This window comes from Nocardia vulneris, assembly GCF_001613425.1.
Classification (GTDB): Bacteria; Actinomycetota; Actinomycetes; order Mycobacteriales; family Mycobacteriaceae; genus Nocardia; species Nocardia vulneris.
Genome location: NZ_BDCI01000007.1, coordinates 389718 through 404458 on the forward strand (window position 1 = coordinate 389718; position 14741 = coordinate 404458).

Annotated in this window: 11 protein-coding genes and 1 tRNA gene; 8 read left to right on the forward strand and 4 right to left on the reverse strand. The window is 67.0% G+C overall.

All coding sequences use genetic code 11. The features are described from left to right. Positions 1–3 precede the first annotated feature (3 nt). The 3 genes from yidD to rpmH are packed head-to-tail and all read right to left on the reverse strand — an operon-like array spanning position 4 to position 992. The gene (gene yidD, locus NVU01S_RS11050; protein ID WP_014989222.1) at positions 4–402 is read right to left on the reverse strand and encodes a membrane protein insertion efficiency factor YidD; all 399 of its coding nucleotides are present in this window, start codon (positions 400–402) and stop codon (positions 4–6) included. Further along, positions 399–827, reverse strand: coding sequence for a ribonuclease P protein component (rnpA, locus tag NVU01S_RS11055; protein ID WP_043676956.1), 429 nt, complete (start codon positions 825–827; stop codon positions 399–401). The genes yidD and rnpA overlap by 4 nt, the downstream gene beginning before the upstream one ends. Before the next feature lie 21 nt (positions 828–848). Continuing rightward, positions 849–992, reverse strand: a complete 144-nt coding sequence (gene rpmH, locus NVU01S_RS11060) for a 50S ribosomal protein L34 (protein ID WP_005516618.1) — start codon at positions 990–992, stop codon at positions 849–851. A 666-nt stretch (positions 993–1658) separates the two neighbouring features. Here rpmH and dnaA point away from each other — a divergent pair. The 6 genes from dnaA to gyrA all read left to right on the forward strand — a co-directional run bounded on the left by dnaA (position 1659) and on the right by gyrA (position 13210). Next, positions 1659–3653 carry a chromosomal replication initiator protein DnaA gene (gene dnaA, locus NVU01S_RS11065; protein WP_063048098.1) on the forward strand — a complete coding sequence of 665 codons (1995 nt, stop codon included), beginning with the start codon at positions 1659–1661 and terminating at the stop codon, positions 3651–3653. 955 nt (positions 3654–4608) lie between these two features. After that, a complete protein-coding gene (gene dnaN / locus NVU01S_RS11070; protein WP_029900112.1) occupies positions 4609–5784 on the forward strand; it encodes a DNA polymerase III subunit beta in 1176 nt (391 codons plus the stop codon). A 288-nt stretch (positions 5785–6072) separates the two neighbouring features. Further along, complete coding sequence (gene recF, locus NVU01S_RS11075; protein ID WP_043675456.1) at positions 6073–7254, forward strand: DNA replication/repair protein RecF; 1182 nt, start codon at positions 6073–6075, stop codon at positions 7252–7254. 205 nt (positions 7255–7459) lie between these two features. Then, positions 7460–8023 (forward strand): DUF721 family protein, encoded by a 564-nt coding sequence (locus NVU01S_RS11080; protein ID WP_043675624.1) that lies wholly within the window; start codon positions 7460–7462, stop codon positions 8021–8023. A gap of 539 nt (positions 8024–8562) precedes the next feature. Further along, complete coding sequence (gene gyrB / locus NVU01S_RS11085) at positions 8563–10617, forward strand: DNA topoisomerase (ATP-hydrolyzing) subunit B (protein ID WP_043675459.1); 2055 nt, start codon at positions 8563–8565, stop codon at positions 10615–10617. Positions 10618–10687: 70 nt separating this feature from the next. Further along, positions 10688–13210 carry a DNA gyrase subunit A gene (gene gyrA / locus NVU01S_RS11090; protein WP_043675464.1) on the forward strand — a complete coding sequence of 841 codons (2523 nt, stop codon included), beginning with the start codon at positions 10688–10690 and terminating at the stop codon, positions 13208–13210. Positions 13211–13318: 108 nt separating this feature from the next. Here the strand turns inward: gyrA and NVU01S_RS45350 are convergent, their stop codons facing one another. Continuing rightward, positions 13319–13642 carry a hypothetical protein gene (locus NVU01S_RS45350; protein WP_307681702.1) on the reverse strand — a complete coding sequence of 108 codons (324 nt, stop codon included), beginning with the start codon at positions 13640–13642 and terminating at the stop codon, positions 13319–13321. A gap of 24 nt (positions 13643–13666) precedes the next feature. Between NVU01S_RS45350 and NVU01S_RS11095 the strand changes: the two genes are divergently transcribed. Both NVU01S_RS11095 and NVU01S_RS11100 read left to right on the forward strand, forming a co-directional pair. Further along, positions 13667–14467 (forward strand): DUF3566 domain-containing protein, encoded by an 801-nt coding sequence (locus NVU01S_RS11095; RefSeq protein WP_280433452.1) that lies wholly within the window; start codon positions 13667–13669, stop codon positions 14465–14467. A 173-nt stretch (positions 14468–14640) separates the two neighbouring features. Further along, a tRNA-Ile gene (locus NVU01S_RS11100) sits at positions 14641–14714 on the forward strand. Positions 14715–14741: the final 27 nt, after the last annotated feature.

Sequence of the window (14741 nt, forward strand, 5' to 3'; positions counted from 1 at the left end):
GCTCTATGCACTCCCGTCGTTCGTATCGCCGATCACCGCGCGCGGTGATCCTTTCCAAGCGTTCGGCTCCGACACCGGGCCGGTCTGCAGGTCGGTTTCCTGCGACGCCGGATCGGTGGCTGCCTCGGTTCCTGGTGCGGTGCGAACGGTGCTTCGCTTCCGCTCCGGAACCGGGTCCCACCCACCAGGGTGCCAGGGCGCACATTTGGCCAGTCGCACGGCCGCCAATCCGAGGCCGATGAACAGCCCGCGCGTCCGTAACGCGGTGACCGCGTACTCGCTGCAGGTCGGGGTGAAACGGCACACCGGCATGCGGGTGGGGGAGACGTAGGTCCGATACAACTCGATCAGGAAGATCAGCGCGTTCGCCGGTAGCCGGCCGATCGTGGCGGTGCGGCTCATACCGTGCCGACCCCGAGTTTGCGCAGCGCGGCGCGCATCTGGCGCAGCAGTTCCGCCGAAGAAGCATTCGCCGCGCCGGGCAGGGCACGGATGACGACATCGGTGTCGCTGGGCAACTCCGAGATCATCTGGTGGCACATATGACGCAGGCGGCGGGCGACGCGGTGTCGAATCACCGCGTTGCCCACCGCCTTGCTGACGATCAACCCGAAGCGTGGTCCGCCGACGCGGATCGCTGCTCCGGCCGGATCACCATCGCGTTCCTTCATGTCCACCACTCCGTCATACCCGTGCGTCAGCACGGGGGAATGGCCGGAGTGGGTATAGACATGCACGACCAGATCGCGCCTCCCGATTCGCTGGCCGCGGCGCACCGTCCGGGAGAAGTCGGCACGATGATGCAACCGATACGGCTCAGGCAACACCCGAGCGTCCGCGCGCGAGGATCAGGCAGTGAGTTCGGCGCGGCCCTTGCGGCGGCGCGCCGAAACGATGGCGCGACCGGCACGGGTGCGCATCCGGAGACGGAAGCCGTGGACGCGCGCCCGACGACGGTTGTTCGGCTGGAACGTCCGCTTGCCCTTGGCCACGGTCAACACTCCTCGAGTCAGTGGGCACCAGTCGGTACCCGAAGCTTTTTCGGTGATACAGGTATTCGCGATGAATCACAGGTCCGGTCATCATCGGCGCGTCGGTCTTGGCGCACAGTCGGTCGATATCGACCTACCCGCGGTCAGCACAAGACCGCCACCGCACCAAAGGGTGACTGTACGAGGGTACTGATCGGCTCCGAACGGGTCAAACTCGGCCCACCCCTGCGCGGCCGTCCACTCGACCAGCACAAACCCCGCACGACCGGGATCGCGCGCTGTGCACATCACTGCCCAGCCCTGTGAGTATCACCGTGAGTTCGTCCACACCCCTAGCCACGCCCGAGCCCGACCACCAGCTATGTTGCTCAGCGTTAGCTACAGAAGGGCTGGTCAACGCCTTATCGGGCGGCCGCGCAAGCGCATTTCACAACTCCCCAGGGTTCTCCACATCTGTGGATAATTGTGTGGAAAGACCCCTGGAGTGGCATATTCGTAGGGCCGACGGTGCCACGCCGCCGCCCGGAATGGGGATCTGGGCAGCGTCCGAACCGGTTACGGACGTACGCAGGATCACGGTACCGACCCGAGCATGGTCGTCGCCATCACCTCCCCGCGTGCCCCGGCCGTCTGCTCCTATCGACCTACTTCCGGGGAGGAAACTGCATGGACGACGAGCAGAACGTGTTGGCCACGGTGTGGCCCGAGGTAGTTGCCGAGCTGACCACCGGCTCACCGGACGGCGCCATTCCGCCGGTGACCCGAGCCCAGCAGGCCTGGCTGAAACTGGTCAAGCCGCTGACGGTGGCGCAGGGCTTCGCCCTGCTCTCGGTACCTTCCTCGCTGGCTCAGGAGGCCATCGAACGCGATCTGCGCGAACCGATCCTGCGGTCGCTGGCCCGGCGACTCGGCCCGCAGGTGGAAGGACTCGGCGTACGCATCGCCGCGCCGACCACCCCGGCCGCCGACCGCGCGGGCAGCAACCCCCGGCACGCCAGGATGACGAGCCGGCCAGAACGGTCCAGGGACAACGGTCCCCGCGACAACGGTCCACTCGACAACGGCCGCAGGGACAACGGCCCTCGGGAGAACGGACATCCCCAACCGGGCTACCCCGGCACCGAGTACCAGGGACGCGACGACTACCCGGCCCCGCGCTACGCCCAGCCGAACGATTACGCCCCGGAGTACGCGGGCGGCGCCGAGTACACCGATACCGAGTACGCGCCCGAGTATCCGCCCGCCGCCGAATACGACCGGCCGGACTATCCCCGCGACGACTATCAGGGCCAGGACGACTACCCGGCGCACACCGAGTTGCCGCCGCGGCGCGAACCCGCGCCCGCCGCCCGCCGCGAACCGGGACTGCCGCCGCGCCGCGAGTCCATCCCGCCCGGCCAGGAGTCGCTGTTCACCCCCGATCCCGGCCCCGCCACGATGCGCGGACCGGTGCGCGCGCCGGTGCGGGAGGCGGCACCGGCCGAAGATCCCGGCTTGGCGGCCGCGCACGAGTCGGTGCGCGAATCCGACAACCCCCGCACCGAGCACGACGACGAGCCCGTGGTCAACGTGCGTAACTCCTGGCCGACCTACTTCACCAAATCCCAGGAGACCTCGGCGCCCGCCACGTCGTCGGCCAGCCTCAACGCGAAGTACACCTTCGAAACGTTCGTCATCGGCGCGTCCAACCGGTTCGCGCACGCCGCCGCGGTCGCCATCGCGGAGGCGCCGGCCCGGGCATATAACCCGCTGTTCGTTTGGGGCGCTTCGGGTTTGGGGAAGACGCACCTACTACACGCGGCGGGCCACTACGCCCAGCGGCTGTTTCCCGGCATGCGGGTGAAGTACGTCTCGACCGAAGAGTTCACCAACGACTTCATCAACAGCCTGCGCGACGACCGCAAGGTGGCGTTCAAGCGCCGCTACCGCGAGACCGACATCCTGCTGGTCGACGACATCCAGTTCATCGAGGGCAAGGAAGGCATCCAGGAGGAGTTCTTCCACACCTTCAACACCCTGCACAACGCCAACAAGCAGATCGTCGTCTCCTCCGACCGCCCGCCCAAGCAGCTGGCCACACTGGAGGAGCGGCTGCGGACCAGGTTCGAATGGGGCCTGATCACCGATGTGCAGCCGCCCGAACTGGAGACGCGCATCGCCATCCTGCGCAAGAAGGCCCGGATGGACCGGCTGGATGTGCCGCACGATGTGCTGGAACTGATCGCCAGCCGGGTCGAGCGCAACATTCGTGAGCTGGAGGGCGCGCTCATCCGGGTGACCGCGTTCGCCTCGCTCAACGGACAGCCGCTGGATCTGCCGCTGGCCGAGGTGGTGCTGCGCGATCTGATGCCCGACACCGCGGCGCTGGAGATCAACGCGGCCACGATCATGGCGGTCACCGCCGAGTACTTCAACACCACGCTCGAGGAGCTGACCGGCCCGGGTAAGGCTCGTCCGCTCGCGCAGGCGCGCCAGATCGCCATGTACCTGTGCCGCGAGCTGACCGACCTCTCGCTGCCCAAGATCGGTCAGGCGTTCGGCCGCGACCACACCACGGTGATGTACGCGGAGAAGAAGGTCCGCAAGGAGATGACCGAGCGGCGCCGCGTCTACGACCAGGTGCAGGAACTGACCGCGCGGATCAAACAGCGCTCCCGCTGAAGTATCCACAGCCCGGTCGGGCCGATCGGCTCGCTGAGTTTTACTAACACCTGTGCACCGCCTCTGACCAGGGGCGGTGCACTTTTTTGCCCTGTGGATTCCTCGAGGAATCCTTGTGGAGTCCTCGAGGAATCCACCGGTTTGTGCACCGATCGGCTAACAGGTGTGGGGATGGGTGTCGCGGCGTCCGCTAACAGGGCTCGATCCACAGTTTCCCCAACCGATCTTGCGCACAGGGGCTGACCTGCCCAGAGACCCGCATCAGGGTGTGGATTCCTCGAGGAGTCCATGTGGAGTCCTCGAGGAATCCTCGAGTTGTCCACTCCTCGGTACACATGTGTGAACAACCGGGTGAATTCGGTGGAACAACTCGAGGAGCACTCGAGGATGAATGTGGGACAACTTCGGAACTCCACAGACGCCGCTCGTTCATCCTCGAGACACGCACCGGTCATCCCCATGGCACCACGCCCGCTGACCAGCAGATTCGGCGTCAGTGCACAGATTCCACAGTGCCTACTACTACTTCAGTTCTTCTTCTAGAAGAACTCTCTTGAAAACAGGCTGTGTGGAAAGTCGGTTGGGGAGCTGCGGTCCGCGAGTGCTCCCGTCCCCAGGCAAGGAGAAGGGGAGTGGATCCCTCGTCGACCCATCCCTGCCCCACACCTATGCATCGCCCGCCGGCCCGAATCTGCGACACCCCCTTCGCGACAGTTCCTACTCGCACCCACCGACAAGTTCTCGGCACACAGCGCACAGACCCCCGGAGGGTCGGACTAGGCCACGGGCGCAGTCGCGGGTACGGTTTGGTGTCGGTCGCCTGTGCCACACTTTTGATGGCGGCCGATCCAGCACCCTTCGCGAACCAAACGCTGATCGAGCCGAAAGGCTTGGAGGGACCAATGTCCGGCCACTGCACAACAGCTCACGGAACTGGGAGAGGACTGATCGGGCGATGGAGCTTGCAAGCATGAAGTTTCGGGTCGCCCGTGAGGACTTCGCGGAATCCGTTGCCTGGGTGGCACGTAGCCTCCCGTCCCGGCCTCCGGTCCCGGTGCTCGGCGGCGTGCTGCTCGTCGCCGACGACAGCGGGCTCACCGTCTCCGGCTTCGACTACGAGGTCTCTGCGCAGATGCGCGTCGCGGCCGAGGTCGCCGGTCCCGGCGAGGTCCTGGTGTCCGGCCGGCTGCTCGCCGACATCACCAAGGCGTTGTCGAACAAGCCGGTCGACGTGTCCGTCGACGGCACCCGGGTGCTGATCTCCTGTGGCAGCGCGAAGTTCTCGCTGCCGACCATGCCGGTCGAGGACTATCCCCAGCTTCCCGAGGTCCCGCAGCAGACCGGTGAACTCGGTGTGGATGTCTTCGCGAGCGCGGTCGGCCAGGTCGCCGTCGCCGCGGGCCGCGACGACACGCTGCCCATGCTCACCGGCATCCGCGTCGAGATCGAGGGCGACAAGGTGGTGCTCGCGGCCACCGACCGCTTCCGGCTCGCGGTGCGCCACATCGAGTGGAAGCCCGCCAACGCCGATATCGAGACCGCGGTGCTCATCCCGGCCAGGACGCTGTCCGAGGCCGCCAAGACCCTCGGCGCCTCCGATGCCCCGGTGCAGCTGTCGCTGGGCACCGGCGCGGGCTCGGACGGGCTGCTCGGCATCGTGAACGCGGGCCGCCGCACCACCACCCGGCTGCTCGACGCGGAGTTCCCCAAGTTCCGTCAGCTGCTGCCGAAGGAACACACCTCCATCGCCACGCTCCAGGTGTCGGTGCTGACCGAGGCGATCAAGCGTGTCGCCCTGGTCGCCGAGCGGGGCGCGCAGGTGCGGCTGGAGTTCTCCACCGAGGGGCTGCAACTGTCCGCCGGTGGCGACGACGCGGGCCGTGCCGAGGAATGGCTGGAGGCCGATTTCCGCGGCGAATCCCTGACCATCGCGTTCAACCCGGGCTACCTCATCGACGGCCTGTCCGCGTTGCACGCCGACCGGGTGACGTTCGGCTTCACCACACCCAGCCGTCCTGCCGTGCTGCTGCCCGCCTCCGAGGAGGAGCCGCAGGCTCTCGATTCGGGTGCGTTCGCGGCGCTGGACAGCCCGTACATCTACCTGTTGATGCCGGTCCGGCTGCCGGGCTGAGCACAGGTGCGTGATCGGGAACCGGGTTCGGCCGTCTGTGCTCGCCAGTTCCGTCGGCGGCATCGGCGGTCGGCCCTCGGCGGCTGCGGTCGTCCGCAGCCATCCCCAGGCACCGTCGAACCGATAGCGCGACTGCGGGATTCGCCGGCCCGCGGGTGGGCGAGGACACAATTCATCCACAGGTTCGTGCTGCGCTGTGGATGGCCAGCAAACACCTCGGCACCTGCGCCGATGCGGGTCGCGCAGGTCGAATCTGCCGAACTCGTGCAGGCAGGAGCCAGATAGCGGATGTTCGTTCGAACGCTGTCCCTGCGTGACTTCCGTTCCTGGCATCATGCAGAACTCGAATTATCCCCAGGCCGAACGGTTTTCTTGGGATCGAACGGCAACGGTAAGACGAACCTGATCGAGGCGCTCGGCTACCTGGCCACCCTCGGGTCGCATCGGGTCGCCGCCGACGCGCCGCTGATCCGGATCGGCACCGAACGGGCCCGGATCGGCGCCTCCGTCGTCAACACCGGCCGGGAACTGCGCATCGACGTCGAGCTGAACCAGGGCACCGCCAATCGCGCCCAGATCAACCGATCACCGGTCCGGCGGACTCGCGAGATCCTCGGCATCCTGCAGACCGTGCTGTTCGCGCCCGAGGACCTCGCCCTGGTCCGGGGTGACCCGGGCGAGCGCCGCCGGTTCATGGACGAGTTGTGCACCACCCGCCTGCCCAGGCTGGCCGCGGTGCGCAGCGATTACGACCGCGTGCTGCGGCAACGGTCCGCACTGTTGAAATCCGCTGGGCGCCAAGCCAGGTCGAAGGCGGATCTGAGCACCCTGGACGTGTGGGACGGGCACCTGGCCACCCACGCGTCGGTGCTGCTGGCGCACCGGCTGCAGCTGGTGCACGAGCTGTATCCGTACCTCGCCACGTCGTACGCCTCGATCGCGCCCGAATCCCGGCCCGCCACAATCGGTTACCGCAGCGCCAGCTTGCCGCCCGAATTCCTCGATCCCGCAAGGGAACCCCAGCCCGACGACACCGAAGCGCTGGAGGCGGTGATGTTGCGTGAGCTCGCGGCGGCCCGGCCCCGGGAGCTGGAACGTGGTGTGTGCCTGGTCGGTCCGCATCGCGACGAACTCGACCTGAATCTCGGCAGCGCGCCGGCCAAGGGGTTCGCCAGCCACGGGGAATCCTGGTCCTACGCGCTGGCGCTGCGGCTCGCCGCGTTCGAGCTGTTGCGCGCCAACGGATCCGAGCCGGTGCTGCTGCTCGACGACGTGTTCGCCGAGCTCGACCGGCGTCGGCGTACCGCGCTCGCCGCCGTCGCGGCCGGGGCGGAGCAGGTGCTGATCACGGCCGCGGTGCCGGAGGATGTGCCGGCCGAGCTGGCCGCGGTGCCGCTGCGGGTGGAGACGAACGGCGGACCGGACGGGCGCACCTCACAGATCGGCGAACCGGCCACACCCCCGCAGTGACAAGCATTTTCGTGTCCCGGCAGGCGCGCAATAGGCAAACACATTCGAATTTCTGCACAGGTTTTGCGGTTATCAACAGGTTCCTGTGGAGAACTCGCCGACCGGACCGTCCGCGTTCGTTCGACGTTGTTCGCCGCACGGTCTGCGTCGGTGCCCTGTCGTAGAGTGACTCAGGCCGTGACCGACGAGAGCGTGAGGAGCCTTGGTGACCGATCAGCAGCAACCGGGCGCCGAACCGGCGGGTTCAGAGCCGGAGCTACGCGGTATCGACCTGGCCAGGCGCGCGCTCGAGGAGGCCCGCGCGGCCGCGAAGGCGAGCGGCAAATCCGTCGGGCAGGGGCGTTCCTCGCCGCAGCGGCGCCTGCGGGCCGGCACCCGGCGCCGGTCCGGCTGGTCGGGCGCGGGACCGGATCAGCGTGATCCGCAGACCTTCGCGGCGCTGACCGGCGCGCTGGCCAAGAGCCGCGGCTGGTCGGCCAAGGTCGCCGAGGGCATGGTGTTCGGGCGCTGGGCGGGGGTGGTCGGCGAGGACATCGCCGCGCACGCCACGCCGATCACCCTGAAAGACAACGTGCTGAGCATCGCCGCCGAATCGACCGCCTGGGCGACGCAGTTGCGCATGTTGCAGAGCCAGATCCTGGCGAAGATCAATGCCGCGGTCGGTCCCGGCGTGGTGACCTCACTGAAGATCACCGGCCCCGCGGCGCCGAGTTGGCGCAAGGGGGAGCGCCATATCAAGGGCCGGGGCCCGCGCGACACCTACGGATAGCCTGCCGCGTTCCACGTGAAACGGTGCTGGATCGCGCGCCGGGACAACCGGTTTCGTCAATGTGACGGAAGTTGGCCGAGTCCGGCGAACGGCGGGCGGTACGGACTAGGCTTTACCTGTCGTGCCCGCTCACGGGTTTCCGACGGGGGTTTCCGCAGCATCGTGGTCCGAGCCGGTAACCCGTCGGCTACCGTCGCCGACCCGGAAACCGGCGGCGTGCCGAGGCGGGGTCCCGGGCGGTTCGGCGAGTACCGGGCGAGCACCGCCCGATTGCTCCCAGAGTCGAGCGAAAGCGTTAAAAGGCGGAACAGACTCGCGGCGGTCCGATTTCTCGCATTCACGGAGCTGTCAGGGGTGTCGTAGGTGCGTTGTAGGTTGGCTGTACCAGTAGGATGGTGACGTAACTAGCGGCGATCACCTTCGGCGCGTTCCGTACAGCTCGCGTGGCCCCGCATTTCCCCAGTGGAATGAGCAGGGACCATCGTGTGCTGTGCAGTGCCTCGCCAGGAGGATCAGCAAGTAAGGAGAGCTACCGACCAGTGGCTGCCAACGACTCCAACGCATCGGGCTCGACCAACGCTAACTCGGGCAAGGCGGATTACGGCGCCTCGTCCATCACGGTCCTCGAAGGTCTCGAGGCGGTCCGCAAGCGTCCCGGCATGTACATCGGTTCCACCGGTGAGCGTGGTCTGCACCACCTGATCTGGGAGGTCGTCGACAACTCGGTCGACGAGGCGATGGCCGGGTACGCGTCCAAGGTCGAGGTGACCCTGCTCGCCGATGGCGGCGTCGAGGTGGTCGACGACGGCCGCGGTATCCCGGTGGCGATGCACGCCCAGGGCGTCCCGACCATCGAAGTGGTCATGACCCAGCTGCACGCCGGCGGCAAGTTCGACTCCGACTCCTACGCGGTGTCCGGCGGTCTGCACGGCGTCGGTATCTCCGTGGTGAACGCGCTGTCCTCCCGGCTGGAGGCGGAGATCGACCGCGACGGTTACCACTGGAGCCAGTCGTACAAGGACTCGATCCCCGGCAAGCTGGTGCAGGGCGAGGCGTCCAAGCAGACCGGTACCACGATCCGATTCTGGGCCGACCCGGAGATCTTCGAGACCACGACCTACAACTTCGAGACGGTCGCGCGCCGCCTGCAGGAGATGGCGTTCCTGAACAAGGGACTCACCATCACCCTCACCGACGAGCGGGTCAGCGAGTCCGAGATCACCGACGACGTGGTCAGCGAGACCGCGGAGGCGCCCAAGCATGCCGAGGTCGACGCCGCGGCGGCGCCGGTCGAGCACAAGGTCAAGACGCGGACCTACCACTACCCGGGTGGTCTGGAGGACTTCGTCCGCCACATCAACCGCACCAAGCAGCCGATCCACAACTCCGTCGTCGGGTTCACCGGCAAGGGCACCGGCCATGAGCTCGAGGTCGCCATGCAGTGGAACTCCGGCTATTCGGAGTCGGTGCACACCTTCGCGAACACCATCAACACCCACGAGGGCGGCACCCACGAGGAAGGCTTCCGCGCGGCGCTGACCACGGTGGTCAACAAGTACGCCAAAGACAAGAAGCTGATCAAGGAGAAGGACGGCAACCTCACCGGCGACGACATCCGCGAGGGTCTGGCCGCGATCGTCAGCGTGAAGGTCTCCGAGCCGCAGTTCGAGGGTCAGACCAAGACCAAGCTGGGCAACACCGAGGTCAAGTCGTTCGTGCAGAAGGCGTGCAACGAGCACCTCACGCACTGGTTCGAGGCCAACCCGGCCGACGCGAAGACCATCGTGAACAAGGCGGTCTCCTCCGCGCAGGCCCGGGTCGCCGCGCGGAAGGCGCGAGAGTTGGTGCGCCGCAAGTCCGCCACCGATCTCGGCGGCCTGCCGGGCAAGCTGGCCGACTGCCGGTCCAAGGATCCGAGCAAGTCCGAGATCTACATCGTCGAGGGTGACTCCGCCGGTGGCTCGGCCAAATCCGGCCGCGACTCGATGTACCAGGCGATCCTGCCGCTGCGCGGAAAGATCATCAACGTCGAGAAGGCGCGGATCGACCGAGTCCTCAAGAACAACGAGGTCCAGTCGATCATCACCGCCTTCGGCACCGGCATCCACGACGAGTTCGACATCGCCAAGCTGCGGTATCACAAGATCGTGCTGATGGCCGACGCCGACGTCGACGGCCAGCACATCGCGACGCTGCTGCTCACGCTGCTGTTCCGGTTCATGCGTCCGCTGGTCGAGCAGGGGCACGTGTATCTGGCCCAGCCGCCGCTGTACAAACTCAAGTGGCAGCGTGCCGATCCCGAGTTCGCCTATTCCGACCGGGAACGCGACGGTCTGCTCGAGGCGGGCCTCGCGGCGGGCAAGAAGATCAACAAGGACGACGGCGTGCAGCGCTACAAGGGTCTGGGCGAGATGAACGCCAAGGAGCTGTGGGAAACCACCATGGACCCGTCGGTGCGCGTGCTCAAGCTGGTCACCCTGGACGACGCGGCCGCGGCCGACGAGCTGTTCAGCGTGCTGATGGGCGAGGACGTGGAGGCTCGCCGCAGCTTCATCACCCGTAATGCCAAGGACGTTCGCTTCCTCGACGTATAAGCCGGTGCGCTCGCCCGCCGGGTTCGCGCCCGCGCGGCACCGCAACCGCACCGCCCGCTAAGGAGACTTGATGACCGACACGACGCTGCCTCCGTTCGGAGGCACCGGCGGCGACCGGATCGACCCGGTCGACATCCAGCAGGAAATGCAGAACAGCTACATCGATTACGCGATGAGCGTGATCGTCGGCCGTGCGCTGCCCGAGGTGCGCGACGGCCTGAAGCCGGTGCACCGGCGGGTGCTGTACGCGATGTACGACAACGGCTATCGGCCCGACCGCGGTTACGTGAAGTCCGCGCGCCCGGTCGCCGAAACCATGGGTAACTACCACCCGCACGGTGACGCGTCGATCTACGACACCCTCGTGCGCATGGCGCAGCCGTGGTCGCTGCGCTACCCGCTGGTCGACGGCCAGGGCAACTTCGGCTCGCGCGGTAACGACGGCGCGGCCGCCATGCGTTACACCGAGTGCCGGCTGACCCCGCTCGCGATGGAGATGCTGCGCGAAATCGACCACGAGACGGTCGATTTCATCCCGAACTACGACGGTCGCTCGCAGGAGCCGACCGTGCTGCCGAGCCGGGTGCCCGCGCTGCTGATGAACGGCAGCAACGGCATCGCGGTCGGCATGGCGACCAACATTCCGCCGCACAACCTCACCGAACTGGCCGAGGCGATCTACTGGGCGCTGGACAACCACGACGCCGACGAAGAGTCGACGCTGGCCGCCTGCATGGAGCGGGTGAAGGGTCCGGACTTCCCCACCTACGGACTCATCGTCGGTAGCCAGGGCATCCACGACGCCTACACCACCGGCCGTGGCTCGGTCCGGATGCGCGGTGTGGTCGAGATCGAGGAAGACAACAAGGGCCGGACCACGCTGGTCATCACCGAGTTGCCGTACCAGGTCAACACGGACAACTTCATCAACTCGATCGCCGAGCAGGTGCGCGACGGCAAGATCGCGGGCATCTCCGATATCCACGACGAGTCCTCCGACCGGGCGGGCATGCGGATCGTGGTCACGGTCAAGCGCGACGCGGTCGCCAAGGTCGTGCTGAACAACCTGTACAAGCACACCCAGCTGCAGACCAGCTTCGGCTGCAACATGCTCTCGATCGTCGACGGGGTGCCGCGCACGCTGCGGCTCGACCAGATGATCCGGCTGTACGTCAAGCACCAGTTGGACGTCATCGTCCGGCGCACCAAGTACTTGCTGCGCAAGGCCGAGGAGCGGGCCCACATCCTGCGCGGCCTGGTCAAGGCGCTCGACGCGCTCGACGAGGTCATCGCCCTGATCCGGCGTTCGGCCAACACCGACACCGCGCGCACCGGCCTGATGCAGTTGCTCGACATCGACGAGATCCAGGCCACCGCGATCCTCGACATGCAGCTGCGCCGACTCTCGGCGTTGGAGCGGCAGAAGATCATCGACGAGTTGGCCAAGATCGAGCTCGAGATCGCCGACTTGAAGGACATCCTCGCCAAGGAAGAACGGCAGCGCGCGATCGTGCGCGACGAGCTGGCCGAGATCGTCGAGAAGTACGGCGACGATCGGCGCACCCGGATCATCGCGGCCGACGGCGACGTCGCCGACGAGGACCTGATCGCCCGCGAGGACGTGGTCGTCACGATCACCGAGACCGGCTACGCCAAGCGCACCAAGACCGACCTCTACCGCAGCCAGAAGCGCGGCGGCAAGGGCGTGCAGGGCGCCGGGCTCAAGCAGGACGACCTGGTCAAGCACTTCTTCATCTCCTCGACCCACGACTGGCTGCTGTTCTTCACCAACAAGGGCCGGGTCTACCGCGCCAAGGCCTACGAGCTGCCCGAGGCCAACCGCACCGCGCGCGGCCAGCACGTGGCGAACCTGCTCGCCTTCCAGCCGGACGAGAAGATCGCCCAGATCATCCAGATCAAAAACTACGAAGTCGCTCCGTACCTGGTGCTCGCCACCAAGAATGGCCTCGTGAAGAAGTCGAAGCTGTCGGACTTCGATTCCAACCGCAGTGGCGGCATCGTCGCGGTGAACCTGCGCGACGAAGACGAACTGGTCGGCGCCGTGCTCTGCTCGGCCGACGACGACCTGCTGCTGGTCTCGGCGCTCGGCCAGTCGATCCGGTTCTCCGCGACCGACGAGGCGCTGCGCCCGATGGGCCGGGCCACCTCCGGCGTGCAGGGCATGCGGTTCAACGCCTCGGATGAACTCTTGTCGCTGAACGTGGTGCGGCCGGAGACATACCTGCTGGTCGCGACCGCGGGCGGTTACGCTAAGCGGACTGCGATCGAGGAGTACACCGCGCAGGGTCGCGGCGGTAAAGGTGTATTGACCGTCCAATACGACCCCAAGCGTGGCACCCTGGTCGGTGCGCTCATCGTCGAGGACGAGGATGAGTTGTACGCGATCACTTCCGGTGGTGGTGTCATCCGGACAGTGGCCAAGCAGGTTCGTAAGGCTGGACGACAGACCAAGGGCGTGCGATTGATGAACCTCGGCGAGGGCGATACGTTGCTTGCTATCGCGCGCAATGCCGACGAGCCCGATCCCGATCTGCACGCCGGCGGCGACAGCGACACCGGTTCTTCTGAGTAAACCAACAGCGGCGGCAACGAACGGATCTAAGGATTCCCATTGACCACTCCGAATCAGCCGAATGACGAGCGGCACCAGACGAACGGTGTGACCGAGCGGATCGCACCGTCACCGATTCCGCCGCGGCCGATCCCCCGGCCGGTCTCCTCGGCAGAGAACGGGCAGCAGGGCGGCGGGCAGCCGAATGGCGGCCCGCCGAACGGCGGCCAACCGGGTGGTGCGCAGTCGCCGGGCGGCCAGCAGGGCGGGCAACCGCACGGTGGTCAGCCGGGTGGTGCGCGGCCGGGTGGTCCGCAAGCCGGTGGTCAGCAGGGTGGCGGGCCGTCGGGAGGCGGTCCGCAGGGTGGACCGCCCCGCGAAATGCACGACCAGCAAGGCGATTTCGCGAACAAGCAGTCCGGCCCCGAGCAGGTGCCCGGTCAAGGCGGCCAAGAAGCGTTCGACCAGACTGTCCGCATGAACAACTCTGAGTCCGGTGCACCCGAGTCCGGGGATCAGTCCGGCGGCAACGGCGGTGGCCAATCGTCGTTCCAGGAAGGGTGGTCGCAACTTCCGCAGCGGGAGCCGCAGTCCAACCTGTACCGGCCCGGCCAGGCACCGGTGACCGGACGCCCGAGCGGCTCCGGCGGCGGTGGCGGTCTCGGCGGTGGCGTCACCAACGCGCGCACCACCGCGGACCTCGCCGCCAAGGCGGCCCGCAAGGAAGCGGCGATGGTGAAGTCCGTCGGCATCGACGGACCCACCCGCAGCATCGCGCGCCCCGAACTGATCAAGGACATGCCCGACCTGTCCGAGATCCGGCACCCGCTGCCGCCGTCGGCGCCCGAGACCACCGGCCCGCAGACCCCGATCTCGCCCGCGGTGCCCGTCGCGGTCGCCGCCGCCGTCGCCACCGGCGAACCGCTGCGCGCCACCGTGCAGATCCGGCGCATCGACCCGTGGTCCACGCTGAAGATCTCGCTCGTCATCAGCGTCGCCATGTTCTTCGTGTGGATGCTCGCGGTCGGCCTGCTCTACATCGTGCTCGAGGGCATGGGCGTGTGGGAGCGGCTGAACAACACCTTCACAGACATGGTGTCCCAGGACAGCGGATCGGTCGGCCTCATCGACGCGGGCACGGTCTTCGGCTACGCCGGCGTCATCGGCCTGATCAACGTCGTGCTGTTCACCGCACTCGGCACCGTGGGCACGTTCATCTACAACCAGTGCTGTGATCTCGTCGGCGGCATCCAGGTAACCCTGGCCGACCCCGACTAGGAACCGGTCCTGCCAGACGGCCGGTGCCGCCCACTCCGGGCAGCACCGGCCGTTTCCGTCGGTGGTCATGCCGATCTGCCCTGCGCGGAGCTTCTACCAGCCGTTTTGGATGGCATGGCCGGTGTTGTGTACTCTCTACACGTTGTCGCGAACTACGCGCTGCAACAACATAAGGGCCTATAGCTCAGGCGGTTAGAGCGCTTCGCTGATAACGAAGAGGTCGGAGGTTCAAGTCCTCCTAGGCCCACCCTTCACTCACGTCTGGCTCATGCTC

Bases quoted from the DNA above. Each gene is read 5' to 3' on its own strand.
- gyrA (WP_043675464.1), top strand. From the start codon at position 10,688: ATGACCGACACGACGCTGCCTCCGTTCGGAGGCACCGGCGGCGACCGG.
- recF (WP_043675456.1), top strand. From the start codon at position 6,073: ATGTTCGTTCGAACGCTGTCCCTGCGTGACTTCCGTTCCTGGCATCAT.
- dnaN (WP_029900112.1), top strand. From the start codon at position 4,609: ATGGAGCTTGCAAGCATGAAGTTTCGGGTCGCCCGTGAGGACTTCGCG.
- NVU01S_RS11095 (WP_280433452.1), top strand. From the start codon at position 13,667: ATGAACAACTCTGAGTCCGGTGCACCCGAGTCCGGGGATCAGTCCGGC.
- yidD (WP_014989222.1), bottom strand. From the start codon at position 402: ATGAGCCGCACCGCCACGATCGGCCGGCTACCGGCGAACGCGCTGATC.
- dnaA (WP_063048098.1), top strand. From the start codon at position 1,659: ATGGACGACGAGCAGAACGTGTTGGCCACGGTGTGGCCCGAGGTAGTT.